This window comes from Nocardia sp. NBC_00416 (assembly GCF_036032445.1).
Lineage (GTDB): Bacteria > Actinomycetota > Actinomycetes > Mycobacteriales > Mycobacteriaceae > Nocardia.
This window is the reverse complement of sequence record NZ_CP107932.1, coordinates 1,790,298-1,807,596: the sequence shown is the minus strand read 5'-3', so window position 1 is coordinate 1,807,596 and position 17,299 is coordinate 1,790,298. Positions and strand designations below refer to the sequence as shown.

General features: G+C 69.5%; 16 protein-coding genes and 1 pseudogene. 9 read left to right on the top strand and 8 right to left on the bottom strand.

Annotated elements, in window-relative coordinates:
• Positions 1-1,218 (bottom strand): PucR family transcriptional regulator, encoded by a 1,218-nt coding sequence (locus OG804_RS08030; RefSeq protein WP_328395460.1) that lies wholly within the window; start codon positions 1,216-1,218, stop codon positions 1-3.
• A gap of 161 nt (positions 1,219-1,379) precedes the next feature.
• Positions 1,380-1,904, bottom strand: coding sequence for a DUF3558 family protein (locus OG804_RS08025; protein WP_328395458.1), 525 nt, complete (start codon positions 1,902-1,904; stop codon positions 1,380-1,382).
• Positions 1,905-2,127: 223 nt separating this feature from the next.
• On the opposite strand from OG804_RS08025, the gene OG804_RS08020 reads away from it, so the two are divergent.
• Entirely contained in the window at positions 2,128-3,540 is a 1,413-nt protein-coding gene (locus OG804_RS08020) for an MDR family MFS transporter (RefSeq protein ID WP_328395456.1), read from the top strand.
• An 11-nt stretch (positions 3,541-3,551) separates the two neighbouring features.
• Here the strand turns inward: OG804_RS08020 and OG804_RS08015 are convergent, their stop codons facing one another.
• From OG804_RS08015 to OG804_RS08000, 4 genes and pseudogenes are all read right to left on the bottom strand, one after another.
• Positions 3,552-4,535: a hypothetical protein gene (locus OG804_RS08015; RefSeq protein ID WP_328395454.1), complete on the bottom strand. Its 984-nt coding sequence runs from the start codon at positions 4,533-4,535 to the stop codon at positions 3,552-3,554.
• Between the two features lie 243 nt (positions 4,536-4,778).
• A complete protein-coding gene (locus OG804_RS08010) occupies positions 4,779-5,333 on the bottom strand; it encodes a hypothetical protein (protein WP_328395452.1) in 555 nt (184 codons plus the stop codon).
• 261 nt (positions 5,334-5,594) lie between these two features.
• Positions 5,595-7,398: pseudogene (locus OG804_RS08005) on the bottom strand (hydroxysqualene dehydroxylase).
• 13 nt (positions 7,399-7,411) lie between these two features.
• Positions 7,412-8,797, bottom strand: a complete 1,386-nt coding sequence (locus OG804_RS08000; RefSeq protein ID WP_328395450.1) for an NAD(P)/FAD-dependent oxidoreductase — start codon at positions 8,795-8,797, stop codon at positions 7,412-7,414.
• 265 nt (positions 8,798-9,062) lie between these two features.
• Here OG804_RS08000 and OG804_RS07995 point away from each other — a divergent pair, with 265 nt between their 5' ends.
• Complete coding sequence (locus OG804_RS07995; RefSeq protein WP_328395448.1) at positions 9,063-9,728, top strand: TetR/AcrR family transcriptional regulator; 666 nt, start codon at positions 9,063-9,065, stop codon at positions 9,726-9,728.
• Here the strand turns inward: OG804_RS07995 and OG804_RS07990 are convergent.
• Complete coding sequence (locus tag OG804_RS07990; protein WP_328395446.1) at positions 9,683-10,315, bottom strand: TetR/AcrR family transcriptional regulator; 633 nt, start codon at positions 10,313-10,315, stop codon at positions 9,683-9,685. The genes OG804_RS07995 and OG804_RS07990 overlap by 46 nt on opposite strands.
• 89 nt (positions 10,316-10,404) lie before the next feature.
• On the opposite strand from OG804_RS07990, the gene OG804_RS07985 reads away from it, so the two are divergent.
• The 3 genes from OG804_RS07985 (at position 10,405) to OG804_RS07975 (ending at position 12,452) form a co-directional block, all read left to right on the top strand.
• Positions 10,405-10,872: a DUF4334 domain-containing protein gene (locus OG804_RS07985; protein ID WP_328395444.1), complete on the top strand. Its 468-nt coding sequence runs from the start codon at positions 10,405-10,407 to the stop codon at positions 10,870-10,872.
• A gap of 2 nt (positions 10,873-10,874) precedes the next feature.
• Positions 10,875-11,963 (top strand): NAD(P)-dependent alcohol dehydrogenase, encoded by a 1,089-nt coding sequence (locus OG804_RS07980; RefSeq protein ID WP_328395442.1) that lies wholly within the window; start codon positions 10,875-10,877, stop codon positions 11,961-11,963.
• A 240-nt stretch (positions 11,964-12,203) separates the two neighbouring features.
• Positions 12,204-12,452 (top strand): acyl carrier protein, encoded by a 249-nt coding sequence (locus OG804_RS07975; RefSeq protein WP_328395440.1) that lies wholly within the window; start codon positions 12,204-12,206, stop codon positions 12,450-12,452.
• On the opposite strand, the gene OG804_RS07970 is transcribed toward OG804_RS07975, so the two are convergent.
• The gene (locus OG804_RS07970) at positions 12,449-13,012 is read right to left on the bottom strand and encodes a hypothetical protein (protein WP_328395438.1); all 564 of its coding nucleotides are present in this window, start codon (positions 13,010-13,012) and stop codon (positions 12,449-12,451) included. The two genes, OG804_RS07975 and OG804_RS07970, sit on opposite strands and share 4 nt — an antisense overlap.
• Positions 13,013-13,391: 379 nt before the next feature.
• Between OG804_RS07970 and OG804_RS07965 the strand changes: the two genes are divergently transcribed.
• From OG804_RS07965 to OG804_RS07950, 4 genes are all read left to right on the top strand, one after another.
• Positions 13,392-13,703 (top strand): hypothetical protein, encoded by a 312-nt coding sequence (locus OG804_RS07965; protein WP_328395436.1) that lies wholly within the window; start codon positions 13,392-13,394, stop codon positions 13,701-13,703.
• A gap of 136 nt (positions 13,704-13,839) precedes the next feature.
• Positions 13,840-14,301 carry a hypothetical protein gene (locus tag OG804_RS07960; RefSeq protein WP_328395434.1) on the top strand — a complete coding sequence of 154 codons (462 nt, stop codon included), beginning with the start codon at positions 13,840-13,842 and terminating at the stop codon, positions 14,299-14,301.
• Positions 14,302-14,383: 82 nt separating this feature from the next.
• Positions 14,384-14,998, top strand: a complete 615-nt coding sequence (locus OG804_RS07955) for a DUF305 domain-containing protein (protein WP_328395432.1) — start codon at positions 14,384-14,386, stop codon at positions 14,996-14,998.
• Between the two features lie 136 nt (positions 14,999-15,134).
• Positions 15,135-17,297: a copper-translocating P-type ATPase gene (locus OG804_RS07950; RefSeq protein WP_442941766.1), complete on the top strand. Its 2,163-nt coding sequence runs from the start codon at positions 15,135-15,137 to the stop codon at positions 17,295-17,297.
• The last annotated feature ends 2 nt before the right edge of the window (positions 17,298-17,299 follow it).

Here is a 17,299-nt window from a genome sequence, read left to right as displayed (position 1 = left end):
TCAGCCCGCTCGGTAACTCCGGGCGACCAATGCGGAGCGCAGATACCACAATCCCGAGGGCTGTGTCGGATCGAAGCCGGTGAGCTGGGCGACCCGCTTGAGCCGATAGTCGATGGTGTTGGTGTGGATGTGCATGAGGCGAGCGGTGCGCTGCCGGTTCAGGTTGTTGCTGATATGACGCTGCAGCGTCTCCAGCAGTTCGGGATGATCGTCGAGCGGGTCCAGCAGCGAACCCAGGTATTCGCGGCCGGGGCCGGGTCTGGTCAGCTGGTATTCCAGGGCCATATCGTCGAATCGGTACAGTCCGGGAACGCAGTCCAGGCGCTGCACCATGTCCAGCAACTCGTGTGCTTGATCGGCCGCCGACGGTACGTCCGCGGTCGGCGCCTGCACCACCGCGGCGCTGATCGGCACCTGGGCCGCGCGCGACACCTGCGCGATGAGTTCGTCCAGCTCTTCGCCGTCGAGGATATCGGCCGGCAACAGGACCGTCCCGCCGTCCACGCTCAGCAGCGACAGCGCCGAATCCTCACAGCGGGTGGCCAGTTCGGCCTGGACCCGGCGCAGTTTCCGCCGTGCCACCACCTTGCCGTCGAGCGCCGGGACCGACTCGTCCGGGTGTGCCGGGATGGCCACCGCCAGCACGGTGTAGGCGTGCGCGATCTCGATCCCGCACTCCCGGGCCATGGTCGAGGTGCTGTGCCCGCCCAGCAGTGCCGAGGTCAGCGTGTGCACGGCCGTATGGTGTTCGCTCACCACCGACCGCAGTTCCCGCACATAGGCCATGGAGATGCAGACGGTCATCTTGTCCAACATCTCGACCACCAGCTTGGCGCCGTCCACCAGCGCCGAGTAGTCGGTCACGGTGGCATTGGAGACCACCAGGTCCAGGCCGAGCCGGAAGCCCTCGTGCACGGCGTGGTGAATGGTGTCGATCGGTACGCCCTCGCGCGCCCAGCCCGCCGCGGCGTTCTCCAGCCGCCTGGTCTTCTCCGGGATGTCCTGGCCGTCGAGCATGCTGACGGCGAGTTCGAGACAGGTGCGGGTGATGGTGGTGACGTCGCCGTAGATCGCGTCACCGGGCAGCGTGCCGCAGGGCACCACGTTCTCCACGAAATGGCCCACCATCCGGCGGGATAATTTGCGCACGTCCTGTAACGGGGCGGACATTGGCTGGCCGGATAGCGTCAGCTTGGTTCTGGTCGCATCGACGGTCATGCTGACTCCTTCTACCCCTGGGTGGCGAGACTGCGGCTCCACAGTAACGATCGTGTCTCGTATTGCGGGCGTGTTTGCGAACTCGACTGGACGACCCTGAAGGTCGAACCATCTGGCTTGTGACTGGTCACAGTGGTGTGGGTTACGGTCGGTTCGGCCGATCAGGCCGGAAACGCGGGTGCAAGGGTGCTTGTCGCCCGTTCGGCCCGCGCACAAGCACCGCCGGCGTCCCCGGGTGCGCTGTCCACCCGGACCCGCACGACGCCGCTGTCGGCGGTGGGCAGGACGACCGTGCAGGTGGTCGCGGTATCGGCGGCGCCGGTGTGCAGGCGTCGTGCGGTCCGATTCGCGAGGGCGATCTCGGTGCTGGTGTCGCCGTCCCCGGCCACGTCGTCCGGTGAGCCCGCGCTGCTGAACAGCACCCGTAGCGCGGCCCGGTCACTGCTCCAACCGCACCCGGCCCAGCCCGGCTCGGTGGCGACGTCGCGCCGGACCGAATCCGCGGCGAACCCGGAATCGGCGAGGAGGTCAGCGGGCAGGCCGCACGGATCCCACACCGCCGCGGGGTCCGCAGGTTCCGTGGCGTCCCCGCATCCCGCCGCGCCGAAGCAGCCGGCTGAAGCCAATGCGCTGAACAGGATTCGTGCGAGGAAACGACGGCGGTGACGGTGCAGGGGCGCGCTCATGCCGCGGATGCTATCCATCCGCCCGGCCGCGCCACACGCACTCTGTGGGGGCTCACAGCGGTGCTTCCGGCGCGGTTGCGCTGCCCCACAACCTCGCTCGGCGGCCGCCGCGGACCGAAGTCGTCCCACCATGTGGAAAACCTGCGGTGTGCGCCGGAGTGGGAGGAATACCGTGACCCGGCGGCCGTGTTGGCCTTTCTGGTCTGGAGAAAGAGGTGCGCTGGTGGTGGCGGAAACGGTGAAGACCGGCGTCGGGCTGCGCTCCGAACGCGGTGCGATCCTCGGCTCGCTCATGCTGGCCACCGGTCTGATCGCGCTGGATTCGACGATCATCGCGACCGCGGTCCTCACCATCACCGAAAGTCTGGGCGGTTTCGCCCAGTTCCCCTGGCTGTTCTCCGTGTACTTGCTCGCCCAGGCCGTCAGCGTGCCCGTGTACGGCAAGGTCGCCGATACGGTGGGCCGTAAACCGGTGCTCCTGTTCGGAATCGCGGTCTTCGCGATCGGCTCGCTGCTGTGCGGGCTCGCGGGGAGCATGCTGTGGCTGATCGTGTTCCGGGCGGTGCAGGGTATCGGCGCCGGCGCGATCCAGCCGATGACCATGACCATCGCCGGTGACCTGTACACCCTGGCAGAACGCGCCAGGGTCCAGGGCTATCTCGCGGGCGTCTGGGCGTTCTCCTCGGTGATGGGCCCGCTACTGGGCGGGGTGTTCGCGGATTTCGTCGGGTGGCGCTGGATCTTCCTGGTGAACCTGCCGCTGTCGGCGTGGGCCGGGTGGATGCTGTGGCGCCACTTCACCGAAACCGCCCCCCGGCAGCGGCAGCGGGTCGACTATCCGGGTGCGGTTCTGCTCACCGCGGGCGCCGGGGCGCTCATTCTCGGGTTGCTGGAGGGCGGCCGGGCGTGGGCGTGGGATTCACCTGTCAGCATCGGGATCTTCACCGGTGGCGCGGCGGTACTCGTGGTGTTCGTATTACTGGAACGCCGGGCGGCGAATCCGATTCTGCCGCTGTGGTTGTTCACCCGGCGTGTCGTGGTCGCCAGTTCGGCGATATCCGGGCTGGTCGGCGCGTTGCTGCTCGGCCTCACCTCCTATGTTCCGACATTCACCCAGGGGGTCCTGGGCGCGAGCGCCGTGCTCGGTGGGCTGACCGTGGGGGCGCTGACCCTGGGCTGGCCGGTCTCGGCGTCCCAGTCGGGCCGGGTGTACCTGCGTATCGGTTTCCGCCGCACCGCTCTCGCCGGCAGCGCGATCGCGGTAGTCGGCGCCGCCGGCACGCTGTTCATCGGGCCGCACACGTCGATCGGGCAGATCGCGGCCACCTGTTTCGTGATCGGCCTCGGGATGGGCCTGGTGGCCAGTCCGACGCTGATCGCCGCCCAGACCACCGCGACCTGGGGTGAACGGGGCGTGGTGACCTCGGCGAACATGTTCGCCCGGTCCATCGGTAGCGCAGTGGGTGTGGCGGTATTCGGCGCGCTCGTGAATTCGCGGGTGGGCGATACCGGCACCCCCTCGCCCGCGGCACTGGCCGAGGGGGTGCATCTGGTGTTCGTGGCGGTGGCCGTGATGGCCGCGGCCATCGTGGTCGCGTCCGCCTTCATGCCCGGACGCGCCGAATCCGCTCGCTGACGATCATCCGGTCACTGCGGGGCGGGCAGGACCTCCACGCGTTCGCCTGCGTCGAACTCGATCACCTGATGGACCCGGGTGTCTCCCACCGGTCCGAGGTCGGCGACCACCACTTCGCCGCGTTGCGCCACTGATTCGACGAGGGCCTCCACCGGGTTGCCGTCGGATCCGGCGATCCGGATCCGATCGCCGATCTCCAACGCGTCGGCGCGGACTCCGCTGTCCACGAGACGCGGGGTGAAGACGCCGCAGTAGGTCCGGCCGGCCGAATCCCCGACCCCGCGTTGCGCGATCGTCCACCACACCGGCGCGGAACCGTCGCTCGCGGTGCGCCGATGCCAGCCCAGTACGCGATCTCGCCCCGCTTCGGCGGCGGCCCGGCTCTCGTGCACCGATACATGCCTGCGGACCGGCGCGCTGCGCGGTTGCACGGTGCCGGCCGCGCCGTCGACCACCAGGACCCAGTTCGCCGACTGGTCCTGATCCCGGGTCGCGTTCACCCGTTTCGCCAGTGCCTGACCGGGTGTGGCGCCGAGCCGGTCGGCCACCTCGGCCAGATTCTCGGCCAGGCCGAGCGCGCGTAGGAAACCGGCCACCTCGATCTCGGCGGTATCGAGCCGCTGGGCGAGCACCGGCATCGGGGTGCGATCCCGCCACGCGCCGCGCACCAGGTGCTCGTGCTCGGTGAGCCACAGCGCCGAGGGCCCGTGCCGGTGGTATTCGAGTACGACCGCCCACCAGTCCCAATCCGGCTCGGCGGCCAGCCGGTCCCGGATCCAACCGGCTCGATCACCGGCGCGCACCTTCTCTTCGGGTGGCACGAAGTTCCGCAAGGCCGCCTGCACCGCGGACGGCGTGCGGCCGAGCTCCGCGGCGATCGCGGCCAGCCCCTTGCCGGCCCGCAGTTCCGTCGCCACGACCCGATATTCGGATTCCCGCCACGACGTCCCGTGCTGACGCGGCGGCAGCAATCGTTCCTGTCCGATTTCACTCATCACAGAACCCCCGGTTCCGATACGCCGGAGGGCTTGTCGCCCGGCCGGTTCGCCGACCGCGCTGAACCCTTCCGACTGTGTCCTACCTGCACAATTATAGGAGGGGGGTCCGACAGAAACGGGGCTCTCGGCCGCCGCCGCGGGAGTGGATTCCGATTCCGGCGCAACGGAATCGGGCGCCGTTCGGGCTGTGCGAACCCGGCGGACCCACCGGGTGCGGTGGGCCATCGCCGAGTCCGGTTGTCACGGAGTGGAATAGCCGATCAGGGCGCCGACCCCGGCGCCGATCGGAATGGTGATCAGCGCGCCGACCCCGCCCAGGAAGAAGCCCAGCACCGCGCCGATACCGCCGCCGATCAGGGCGCCGACGCCGGCATTGTGCAGTTTGCGGGATTCGGTATCCGGATCGGCCACCAGCTGGGCCACATGCTGCCCTGCGGGTGTGGACGCATCCGGTGTCAGGGTGAGGGTGCGCCCGTCGGCGGAGATGGCCGAGGCCAGCGGTGCGGTCTGCCCGGCGGCCGCGACCCCCAGCGGCAGTGTGGTGAGCACGCGGCCCGCCGGATCCGACAGGGTGACGGCCGCGCCGTCGGCAGTCAGCGCGAAACTCCCGGCGTCGAGGGTCGTGACGACCGCGGTGCCCGTCTCGTTCGGTGCCACGACATAGCCGACCCCCTGTTCGGCGCCGTGGGCGGCGATCTCCGTGGCGGCGTTCGGATGGGCCTGTGCGGTGCCCGCGGCGACGCCGAGCGCGCCGATGGAGAGCAGAGCTGTGGCGGCGAGGTGCTTGATTCTCATGGTCTTTCCCCACTTGTTCTGCCGGCGCCGGAGCGCCGACGGTCCCCAAGAAGCCGGATTTCGGCTCGGAACCCATTCTCACGGAACAAGATCGGGCCGACAATACTTTCGGTGAATTGCGATTCCGGTGAATTCCGCTTCATCGGCGATTCTTTCACCGGCGAGTCGCCGGCGCCGTGGCCGGAGATTCGGTGCGGGCAGCGGTCGATGTTTCCCCCCGGGACGCCACGCCGGGGGCGGCCGCCGCACCGCCGCTACCCGTCACACGTCCAGGATGTGGGGGAGCCCGGCCCGGAACCGGTCCGCGTCGATCCGCTTGGCGGCCTCGAACGCCGGGAGCGCGACCAGGGGGAACACCGGGGCGTGCGGTGCGGGGTCGTCCGCGGCGTCGAGGATCGCATTCGCGGCCGACCGGCCCGATTCGTTGGCGCTCTCCATCGTGGCCAGGTCGATATTGCTGCGCACGTGGTCGCCGCCGAAGAACAGGTTCGGAATCGCGCAGTGCGCGGTGGGGCGTTTGTCGTAGGAGCCGACGGTGTTGACCAGCAAGGGGGGTTTCGTTGTGCGTGGCGCCCCCGGACCAGCTGACCCCCGGATCCAGATGCCAGGAGTGGATATCCTCGTCGCGCAGCCACCCCGTGCCGTTGTTCAGCCACATTTTCAATTGCGCCCACACCTCGGTCGCTATTTCCTGCGCACTGCACTGTTTGGCCGGCCGGTGATGCAGAATCCCCGGGGAATCCCAATCCGAGATATCCACCGAGAAGCATTCCCGTACGGATCCGTCGCCGTACTGGGCGGCGAAATCACCCACCCACATGGGAGCCTGCCGCAGCGCGGTGAGCGCCCACGGAGAACCCAGCGCCGCGACATGCCCCTCCGGTATGTCGGTGGGCCGGCGCAGGTAGTACTGGATACCGACCATCCAGTCCGTGAGCAGGTCACGCATACCCGCCAGATGCGGGTCGGCGGACAGGATCCGGTCGTCGAGCAGCGGGACCGTCTTGTCGACCGGTATGGCGCAGACGTAGTAGTCGGCGACAACGGAATTCGTCGCGCCCCCGCCGCCGGTGACCGATACCGAGGTGATCTTCCCGCCGTCGTAGACCAGACGGCTCGCCCGCTGGCCCATCACGAACTGCACCCCGCGCGATTGCAGGTAGGCCACCCAGGGGTCGATCCAGGCCGCGTTGGTCGGCCGGTTCAGGATCCGGTCCACGCCGCCGGAGAACTCCGGGATGAGCCCGGTGCCGGCCAGTACCAGAGCCTCGCCGATCGTGCCGATGGTGCGTGCCGAGCTGAGATGCGGTTTCGCGGCGACGGTGATCCGGGTGAGCGCGTTGACCAGATAGGCGCGGTAGGCCTCGGATTTGCCGTCGGCGCGCATGATCTGCTCCCAGGTCAGATACTCCCACTGGCCGAATCGGCGTTCGGTGCTGGAGGTGAACCACATGAGCATCTGCTTGCCGAAGAAGGCCAATTCGTGCGGCGGGAGTTCCGGGATGAAACTGAACGCGCCGATGATGCTGTTCTGCAGGCGTTCGGGCGTGAGCTGATCGAGTGCGCCCACCTCTACCGGTGCGAAGATCGGCGGCTTGTCACGGAAGCCCGCCACCGTTCCCTCCACCCGGATGAGATTGTCCAATACGCCGTTCGGGTTGCCGGGAAACGGAATCCGGCGCATGGTGTCGGGAATGTTCTGGTAGCAGCCCGGGAAGAAGCGGAATCCGTGCTCACCCGGCAGATCGGCGCGGCCTCCGGTCCCGGTGTCGGGGACCGGCATACTGCGTGCTTTGCCACCCAGATAGGACGGTTCGTACACGGTCACCCGGAATCCGCGTTCGATGAGTTCGTGTGCGGCCGACAGCCCGGCCATTCCGCCGCCGAAAACGGCGACCTCTCTTCCGCCGGTTCGTAGCCCCGGGGTCCGGCGGCGGGGCGCGGCGGCGGTCGCGGTGCCGCCGGCCGCCGATCCGGCCGCGAGAATCGCGGCGCCGGAAAGCGCACCGCGCAGGGCGGTGCGGCGGTCGATCGAGGCTGACGTCTTCGGCAGCTGATCCGACATGGTGTTCTCCTGGTCAAGCGGTGGCGGTTCCCGGGGACGATGGGGGGACAGGGGGCGGAGTGCCGCGCAGCAGGGTGCACGAGGTGTGCAGTTCACGGGCCGTCGCACCGATCTCGTGGGCCACGTCGGCCAGTACCGGTGCCGGGTCGCCCCGGTGGTGCCAGAGCGCCCCGGCGGTGAGCCGCGCCATCCGGGCCGGTGTGTAGAGCTCGGCCGGACGCCGGGTGCGGGCGAAGATTCCGGTGGTGATCGCCGCGAGTTCCTGATCATCGGCCGCGGCTCGGTACAGCTCGACCTCGAGCGGGCTCATCTCCGTACCGCGGGCGAGCCGGTTGGTCCAGTGGTAGATCTCCCGGCACTCCCGGACCCGCCGGCGCTCCCAGCCGGCGACGGCGCGGTCCAGCCGCGCCGGATCATCGAGCACCGGTGCGACGGCCTCGGCCAGCAGCCGTCCGTAGTGCAGCGCGTCGCGGATGCCCTGGGCTGTCACCGGATCCTTGAAGTGCCCGGCGTCGCCGGGCAGCGCCCAGCCCGGTCCGCCGGAGCGGCGGAAGTAGGAGACGAGATCGGTCGCCGAACGCACCCGGCCCACCTGTTCGCAGCCGCGCAGTCGTGCGCGCAGCGGCGGGATCCGGTCGAGTGCGGCGGCGTAGCGGCGTTCGGCCTCGCCGGGGCGTCGCCGGCCGGATTCGGCGGGTGGCTGGACCAGACTCAGCAGCAGGCCGTCGTCGCAGGGGAACGCTGTCCCTAGGTCGGACCCTTCGCGCCATTGGGCGGCGGTATCGCGCCAGTCGGTCGAGGTGTCGCGCCAGTAGGCGAAATAGCAGTCGCGCCCGCTGGGTTCGGCGGCATACGGGGACTGCGCGCCGACCAGTTCGGCCACCGTACTGCGGCGGCCGTCCGCGCCGACGACGAGCGCGGCGCGGATCTCGACGAGACGGTCGTCGGGATCGGTGTACCGCACGCCGGCGCAGCGCCCACCGTCCCAGACGAGCTCGGTCACCCGGCACCGCTCCCGGATCTCGGCGCCGGCGGCACGGGCGGTGCGCAACACCGCGTGATCGAGTCCGGTCCGGCGTACACACAGGGTGTAGTCGATACCTTCCACCTGTGGAAATCCGCTGGCGATCGCGAAGCTCGCGCCGGCTGCGTACGCGTGGGTGAGCCGGGGTGCGCCCAGTTCCGCCACTGCGTCGAGGGCGCCGAGCCGGGACAGTTCGGCGACTCCCGCCGGCCACAGCAGGTGGGTGGACAGGGTGTCGGACGGGAAGCGTGCACTGTCGAGTGCGATGACCCGGCGGCCTGCCCGCGCCAGGGTGGCCGCGGTGGCCGAACCGGCGCATCGGGCGCCGACGACCACGACGTCAGCTTGCTCGACCAGGAGGGGGGAGTCGGTCATTCGAACCACCTCGGTCAGCAAGTCTCGGACATGGTGTCCGATTGATGGTGAGCTGTAGCGGCTCGATTGTCAACCATGTGAGCGGCACTGTCCCGCACAGTCTTCCGTATACCGCGGCGAATCGGGAAACCGGTGCGCGGACCGCCCCGAGGGCCCGAGAGGAAAGCCGCTCCAGCGGTGGAAGGCGTGAATACGGGCACAATGGGCCCATGGACCTTCCGAGCCGATATCCACTGCACCGCACAAGTGAGAGCGCGGACCCCGGATGCCCTCGCTGACCCGGGCTCCCCGGGCCGCCCGGAAAACGGACGAGGACCGCCGGGCCGAATTCGAGCGGCGGGTGCTGCGCGCCGTCGAGGACCTACTGGCGGACGGCACCCCGTTCACCGAGATCGCAGTGCAGAAGATCGCCACCGCCGCTCAGATGGCGCGGTCGACCTTTTATCGGTACTTCCCGGACAAGAGTCAGCTGCTGATCCGCACGGCGGACCTGGCGACGGCCGACCTGTTCGCGGCCGCCGAACGATGGTGGGGCGCCGAGGACCCCGATCGCGAGGCAGGGGTGCGCCGGGCGATGGCCGCGATGATCGCCGGATTCCGCCGGCATCGCTATCTGCTGCTGGCGCTGAGCGAGGTCGCCGCCTACGACCGGGATGTCGGCGCCTACTGGCGAGCGCGGGTGGCCACCTTCGTCGACCTGGTCCGGGTGCGCCTCGAAGCCGATCGCGCGGCCGGACAGGTATCGCCGGACCTGGACCCCGCGGCGACGGCCCTGGTCCTGGCGGCCATGGTGGAACGCTCCATCACCACCGCGTTCGCCGTGCGCACCGGGATCACCGACGCGGAGCTGGCGGACGCACTGGGCCGGTCGATCTGGCTGGTCGTCTACGGTGACGCCCCGTCCGGAAACGAGCCGGCCGGTACAGCGTGACCTCCGCCGCCGCGCTGGTGCGGGACTCCCTGGGGTAGCCGGCCGACCAATCGCTGCGCGGCGAGCACGACAGCCGCCCGCTGGGCGGTGATGCGCTCGGCCGGTCCGGGCCGGGCGTGCACGGCCGTGGTGCGAGCCAGTTCGGTGAGCATGCGCAGCAGTGTCGGCGCCGCGATATCGGCGGTGACGATCCCCGTCCGCTGGCCGCGGCGGATCTCCGCGAGCTTGGGGTCCACGGATCGGCGCAGCACTTGTTCGATGCGCTCGTCGACCGGTTCCAGATCGGCCCAGGCCTGTAGCCGCGCGTTTTCCGGGTGGGCCAGGAAATGGTCGAAGAGGCGTCCGACATACCCCGGCAGGTCCTCGGCGCGCAGCGCGGTCTCCGTGGTGGTCTGGGTGGTCCACTGTTCGGTGACGGCGGCGTAGAGCTCGGATTTCCCCGGGAAATAGGCGTAGAGACGGTCCTTGCTGGCGTGCGCGGCCGCGGCGATGCGATTGATCCGGGCTCCGGCCGTGCCGTACTCCGCGAACTCCGCCTTGGCGGCCGCGAGGATCCGATCCCGGGTTGCCTGACCTGCCGCGCGCATATTCGGATCCTATCTTGCCGAACCGGATGGTTCGGAACTATCGTCATTGCCGAACCAGATGGTTCGCCGAATCCAGCGATGGGACAGCAATGAGCGCGGACAAACCACGGTGGCAGCAACTGCGGGAGACGACCGAGGGCGTATCCGTCGAGGAGCTCGACGAGTTGTGGACGCGGCTGCGGCCCGCCCGGGCGGAGGACATCCTCGGCGAATGGCGGGGTGACGCGTTCCAGACCGACCATCCGCTGTGCCGGGCGCTGCCCAAGAGTCGCTGGTACGGCAAGACCTTTCACGCGCTCGACGACGCCAAGCCGCTGATCTGTCGTGCCGAGGACGGCACGCTGTTCTCGAATGTGGAACTCGGTCAGGGCGAGGCCACGCTCTGGAACATCGAATTCCGCGGCGAGGTGACCGCGACGATGGTCTACGACGGGCGCGCCGTCTTCGACCATTTCAAATGGCTCGACGACACCACCCTGATGGGCATCATGAACGGCCGCCCGGAACTGGTGCTGGCCGGTGGCGAGTTCTTCTACTTCCTCCTGGAACGGGTGTAGCGATGCGGACGACGGCGGTTCTGTCCCGTGATCCGGCGGCCCCGTTCTCGGTGGAGACTGTGGATCTCGACGGGCCCCGCGACGACGAGATCCTGGTACGCATCGTCGCGGCGGGTATCTGCCACACCGACCTGGTGAATCGCGTGATCGGCAGATCCGACCGGCCGATCCTGCTCGGACACGAGGGTGCGGGGGTCGTGGAAACGGTCGGCGCGGCGGTGACCACGGTCGCACCCGGTGACCACGTGGTCCTGACGTTCCGGCACTGCGGCGCCTGCCCGAATTGCGTGTGCGGCCGGCCCGCCTACTGCCGGGACTCGACCGCGCTGAACCATTTCGGCCGCCGGCGCGACAAGTCCCCGCGCGTCACCGTGGCGGGCGTCCCCGTACGGGACGGATTCTTCGGGCAGTCCAGTTTCGCCCGCTACGCACTGGCCACGGCGGACAACACGATTGTCGTCGATCCCGCGGCCGATCTCGCTGTGGCCGCCTCGTTCGGCTGCGGATTCCAGACAGGCGCGGGTGCGGTCCTCAACGCGCTGCGTCCGGAATCCGGTGCGTGGCTGGCGATCTACGGGGCGGGTGCGGTCGGCTCGGCGGCGCTGCTGGCCGCCCGCACGGTGCCCGGCGTACGGACCGTCGTGGTGGAAACCGCCGCGCCACGGCGCGAACTGGCGCGGGAACTGGGCGCCGACGAAGTCCTGAACCCCGCCGAGACCGAGACCGTCTCCGCCATCCGCGAGATCACCGGCGGCGGTGCGACACACGCGCTGGACACCACCGGCGCGCCGAAGGTCCTGGCCGACGCCTTCGCGGCACTCGGTACCGGCGCGACGGTGGTCGCGGTCGGGCTCGGCGTCGGCGTCCCGCCGATAGACGTCCGCGATCTGGTCCTGAGCGGAAAGACGATCCGCGGGTGCCTCGAGGGTGACGCGGAACCGGCGACGTTCATCCCGCATCTACTCGATCTGCACGCTCGGGGCCTGCTCCCGGTCGACCGGCTGGTGACCCGCTTCCCGTACACCGAGATCGAGAAGGCCCTGGCCGAGCAGCATTCGGGGTCGGTGATCAAACCGGTGCTCACGTGGTGAGCCTGTTCGGCCGGGCCCACACGGCGGGTCTCACCGACCGATAGGGGGTTGTGGTCACCACCGCCGACGGGCACGGACGCTGCCCCGTTCGATTCTCTGTTACCTGCGGGATGAAACCCGTTCGGAGGGAGAACATCCGGACGTCGTGTTCGTGGTCCGCTCTGCACGGTAGCGATGCGGGGTCGGCAGTCCCGGGCCGTCGGGATCCGGCGGTCGGAACATCGGAGAAGGGCGGTCGCGGTGTCGGACACGATTTCGAGCCGGGACTATGTCGCGGAATTCCTCCACACCCATTGCGATCTGGAATTCGCCGAGATACCGCCCGGCGCCACTTTGGGCGACCTCGATATCGATTCGCTGACCGTGTTGTCGATCATCGTGCTGGTGGAGAAGCAGTACGGACTCGAACTGCCCGAGCGGCGAGTGGCCGCCGCCCGGACATTCGCCGAGCTCCTGGCTCTGCTGGGCGTGCGTATCGCTTCCGCCTAGCCGACCGGGTGGTGCGACTCCGGGGCGTCCACCGCTGCGGCGGCACCGGATTCCGCGGCGCGATCACCGGACGCGGAGCCTCCGACGGACGGAGAACTGCTGTCCACTCCGGACGTGCCGGTGGCATTGCCGCCGGTCTCTCCGGGATCCGTCGCGGTCACGCCGCCGTTGCCGCTGCTGCCGGTCTCCGCCGGGGGTGTGGTGCCGTCTCCGGCGCCACCGGGTTCCGTGCCACCGCTGCTTCCGGACCCACCCGGGGTGGTGGCGCCCTGCTCCGGCGTCCCGGCGCCGCTGTCACCCGGCGTCTCGGAGGTGCTGCCCTGCCGCTCGGTGTTCGATTTCTCGCTCGGCTCGGTGCCTGATTTCTCGCTCGGCTCGGTGCCCGACTTCTCGCTCGGCGTCGGCGAATCCGGGCGGGGGCCGAACCAGAGGAAGAACTGCGGAGTCGGCGCCGCCGGCTCCGCGAGGACCGTGGCGGGCGCCAGGGCGATAGCCGGCGCCACGAGACCGGCGAGGCCCGCGATCGCGACCGAGATGCGTCGTGCTGTTCGTGTTCCCACGTAAAACCTCCCAGGTGAATGATCGGTTTTCGTTGGTGCTGAAACAGTCGAGCGGTCCGACGCTAGCTGGCATTCGGGACCAGGTCGCCGCCGCGCCGAGCGCGTGACCGAGACGTCGGTGTGTTGTGACCGGCCGGTGATCGGTATCCGCGGCCGCCGGTCACAACCCTCGAACCGGATGCTGATCGGATGCCAGGTGCGGCAATGAGTGCGTGTCGCGCTCGCGACACGCCGCTATTTACCGGCCTGACCAGAAGAAATCGGTGAGTCTCGCCCCATTTTGCCTGCGATTGCGCTTGAATAACCGGTCGGGTTCGGCTTTACGGAATCGGCATTCGTCGCCACCGCATATACCGGCATCCGAGAGGGGCACGACCAGATGAGCACGATCCTCACTGCACTGCACGACGGCCTTCCGGCGCTCCATGATCACTACGCCGTACTCGCCCAGCTGGGCGATCCCAGCCCCGAAGCACCCCCGCTGTCGGACAAGATCATTCAGATGACCAGGTATCTCACCTGGTTCGTGCTGTTGTCCGGCGTCACCTCCATCGTCTTCGGCGGCGGCAAGTTCGCCTGGGAGAAGTGGAACGGCGGGGCGCTGACGGCTCCCAAACAGATCGCGGGCGCGATGGCCGGCGGCGCCGTGGCGACCAGCGCCGGGACCATCATGAACGCCATCATGGGGTAGTCCCGGAGAACCCCTGATCGGCTGGGCGAGATCGGGAACGGTGCTCTCGCTCCGCCCGGCGTCTTCACGGCCCCCGTCGCGGCCGGTGCTCGAGGAGTGCTGCGACCGGAGTTCGGGCCGGTGTTAGATTCGGGCGGTGAATTCCGGCCTCGTGGGAACACTGGTGCGCTGGCTGTTGCCGGCCGTACTGGCGGTGGCCGTACTGGGCATGCACCATGTGCCCGTCGAGGCCGGCCACGAGGCGCACCATCCGGTAACCACGCACTACGCGTCCACGGGTCCGGCGCCCCTTCCGATTGTGGAGGGGGTGTGGGAATCCACGAACCCGTCCTGCTGTCCGGAACCGGCGGCCGCGGCATCGGCGGGGCAGCACGACGAGGCTCCCGCCGAGCACGGGAACGGGCACGATCTGCTGCACCTGTGCCTGGCGATCCTGATCGCGTCGGTGGCATCGGTGCTGGTGTTCGCGGCGCTGGGCCGGTTTCTGTGCGCGAGGGTCCCGGCTGCGACCGCTGGGCGCCGGCCGATCACCCTTGCCCGGCCGCCGCCGTTACCGACACCGCAGCGCCTGGCCTTCCTGGGTGTATTGCGGCTGTGATCGACGCCCGCCGGGCCCGGTATCCCCGGGTCGCGGCGCTGCTCAGTCACGCGCAATACGACCGAATCCCAGGAGTACATCCATGATCAGCAAACCGATTACCGCGTTCGCGTCGCTCGCCGCCGCCGTCGTGCTGACGAGCTGCGGTGACAACGACAGCGCGGACGGTGCCGGTGCGGTCACGAGCGCTACCGTCACCGCCCCGGCCGGTGCGACCGCGCCGGTGACCGCCGACCACAACCAGGCCGATATCCGCTTCGCCGAGGGGATGATCCCGCATCATCGCCAGGCTGTGGCGATGGCGGCACTGGTGCCGTCACATTCGACCGACCCGCAGGTCATCGACCTGGCCGCGCGTATCCAACAGGCGCAGGACCCGGAGATCGCGACCATGACGGGATGGCTGCAGGAGTGGGGAGTCGCCTTGCCGGAAGAAACCGGACATTCGGGTATGGATCACGGTGATATGCCCGGCATGATGACCGATGAGCAGATGGCGCAGCTCGAAGCGGCCCGGGGTCCGGAGTTCGACCGGATGTGGCTCACCATGATGATCGACCACCATGAGGGCGCGGTGCAGATGGCCCGTACCGAGCTGGCCGAGGGCTCCGATCCCGACGCCCTGGCGCTGGCGCGGCAGATCGTCGATTCCCAGCAGGCCGAGATCCAGCAGATGCAGGCGCTGCTGAACGGCTGATCGCAACCGGTCACCGGCGTCCGCGCTGTGCGCGGGCGCCGGGTCACCCGGTCGTCCGGGGCCGAGGTTTCCCGATGCGTCGGAAAGCCGGCCCGCGCCCTTTCGTCGATACCCCCTAGGGGTATATATTCGCGGTATGTCCTCCGATCGCACACCAGCCGAAGCGGGCCCCGGCGCCGCCGGCCCGGCCGACCGCTCCCCAAAGCATTCGCACGGGGAATCGCGTCACAGCGGTGCCGAGTTCGCGTCGTCGCCGCACGAACACGGTGACGGCGCGGACCACGGTGGCCACGGCGATCACGCGGCGATCTTCCGGCGCCTGTTCTGGGCGATGCTCGTGCTTGCGGTGCCGGTCGTGCTGGCGGATGCGATGTTCGCGGATCTCATCGGGTATGCCGTGCCCACCGCGCTGTCCTGGGTGTCACCCGTACTCGGCACCGTTATGTACGCGTGGGGCGGCCGGCCGTTTCTGACCGGCGCGATCTCGGAGATCCGCACCCGACGCCCCGGCATGATGCTGCTCATCACCCTCGCCATCACGGTGGCATTTCTGGCGTCCTGGGGGGCCGTTGCCGGGCTGCTCTCGCACTCGCTCGATTTCTGGTGGGAACTGGCACTGCTGATCGTGATCATGTTGCTCGGTCACTGGCTCGAGATGCGGTCGCTCGGGCAGGCCTCCAGCGCCCTGGAATCGCTGGCCGCCCTGCTGCCCGATCGGGCCGAACGACTGGAGGGGGCGGACACCGTCATCGTCGATTCCGGTGACCTCGCACCCGGTGATCTGGTCATCGTGCGGCCCGGTGGCCGGGTCCCCGCCGACGGCACAGTCGAATCCGGTGCCGCCGACGTGGACGAATCCATGATCACCGGTGAATCCCGTGCGGTCCGCCGCGCACCGGGTGACCGGGTGGTCGCGGGCACGGTGACCACCGATTCGGCATTGCGGGTGCGGATCACCGCCGTGGGGGCGGACACCGCGCTGGCAGGTATCCAGCGCCTGGTCGCCGAAGCGCAGGATTCCTCCTCACGCGCCCAGGTGCTCGCCGATCGGGCCGCCGGCTGGCTGTTCTGGTTCGCCTCCGGCGCCGCCGCGCTGACGGCGCTGGTCTGGCTGCTGCTGGGACAGCCCGAATCCGCGGTCACCCGGACCATCACCGTGCTCGTCATCGCCTGCCCGCACGCGTTGGGGCTGGCCATTCCACTCGTGGTCTCGATCGCCACCGAACGTGCCGCGCGGGCCGGGGTGCTGATCACCGACCGGCGGGCCCTGGAGGCGATGCGGACGGTCGACGCGGTGTTGTTCGACAAGACCGGCACGCTGACGAAGGGGGAACCCGCCGTCGTCGCGCTGACCGGCGCCGGGGCGCTGGACGAGGACACCGTGCTCGCGCTGGCCGCCGCGATCGAGGGCGACAGCGAACATCCGCTCGGCCGGGCGATCGTCGCCGCCGCTGCGGATCGGGCCCTGAAGGTCCCGGTCGCCACCGGATTCGCCGCCCGCAACGGCATCGGCGTCATCGCGACCGTATCGGGAGCGACCGTCGGTGTCGGCGGGCCGGGGATGCTCGACGAATACGGGCTCGCGCCACTGCCGGGCACCTCGGGATGGGCCGCCGCGGGATCGACCGTGCTGCACGTCGTCCGGGACGGCGAGGTCGTCGGTGCGCTGGCGGCGGCCGACGCGGTCCGGCCGGAATCGGCGGCGGCTGTGGAAGCACTGCACGAGCGCGGCATCCATGTCGCGATGATCACCGGCGACGCGGTGGCGGTCGCGCGGTCGGTGGCCGCCGAGCTCGGCATCGACGAGGTGTTCGCCGGTGTGCTGCCGCAGGACAAAGGCGAGAAGGTGCGGTCGCTACAGGCAGCCGGGCGGACGGTCGCCATGGTCGGCGACGGAGTGAACGACGCACCGGCGTTGGCGCGGGCCGATGTCGGCATCGCGATCGGCGCCGGTACGGATGTGGCCATCGCCTCGGCCGGGGTCGTGCTGGCCGGCGATGATCCGCGGTCGGTGCTGTCGGTGATCACGTTGTCCCGCGCGACCTATCGCAAGATGATCCAGAATCTCGTCTGGGCGGCGGGTTACAACATCATCGCCGTGCCCTTGGCCGCCGGGGTCCTGGCGCCGTGGCACATCACGCTGCCCATGGAGGTGGGTGCGATCCTGATGTCGGTGTCGACGGTGGTGGTCGCACTCAACGCCCAATTGCTGCGGCGCCTGGACCTGAGTCCCGGCGCAGTGCCGGCCCGTCGAGCGGTCGGGGCGCCGAGCGCCGGACCGGGCGGCGGCCGCCGGTGACC

Excerpts from the sequence above, each read along its gene's own strand:
- OG804_RS08030 (WP_328395460.1), bottom strand. The coding sequence starts at position 1,218 with ATGACCGTCGATGCGACCAGAACCAAGCTGACGCTATCCGGCCAGCCA.
- OG804_RS08025 (WP_328395458.1), bottom strand. The coding sequence starts at position 1,904 with ATGAGCGCGCCCCTGCACCGTCACCGCCGTCGTTTCCTCGCACGAATC.
- OG804_RS08015 (WP_328395454.1), bottom strand. The coding sequence starts at position 4,535 with ATGAGTGAAATCGGACAGGAACGATTGCTGCCGCCGCGTCAGCACGGG.
- OG804_RS08010 (WP_328395452.1), bottom strand. The coding sequence starts at position 5,333 with ATGAGAATCAAGCACCTCGCCGCCACAGCTCTGCTCTCCATCGGCGCG.
- OG804_RS08000 (WP_328395450.1), bottom strand. The coding sequence starts at position 8,797 with ATGACCGACTCCCCCCTCCTGGTCGAGCAAGCTGACGTCGTGGTCGTC.
- OG804_RS07995 (WP_328395448.1), top strand. The coding sequence starts at position 9,063 with ATGCCCTCGCTGACCCGGGCTCCCCGGGCCGCCCGGAAAACGGACGAG.
- OG804_RS07990 (WP_328395446.1), bottom strand. The coding sequence starts at position 10,315 with ATGCGCGCGGCAGGTCAGGCAACCCGGGATCGGATCCTCGCGGCCGCC.
- OG804_RS07985 (WP_328395444.1), top strand. The coding sequence starts at position 10,405 with ATGAGCGCGGACAAACCACGGTGGCAGCAACTGCGGGAGACGACCGAG.
- OG804_RS07980 (WP_328395442.1), top strand. The coding sequence starts at position 10,875 with ATGCGGACGACGGCGGTTCTGTCCCGTGATCCGGCGGCCCCGTTCTCG.
- OG804_RS07965 (WP_328395436.1), top strand. The coding sequence starts at position 13,392 with ATGAGCACGATCCTCACTGCACTGCACGACGGCCTTCCGGCGCTCCAT.
- OG804_RS07955 (WP_328395432.1), top strand. The coding sequence starts at position 14,384 with ATGATCAGCAAACCGATTACCGCGTTCGCGTCGCTCGCCGCCGCCGTC.
- OG804_RS07950 (WP_442941766.1), top strand. The coding sequence starts at position 15,135 with ATGTCCTCCGATCGCACACCAGCCGAAGCGGGCCCCGGCGCCGCCGGC.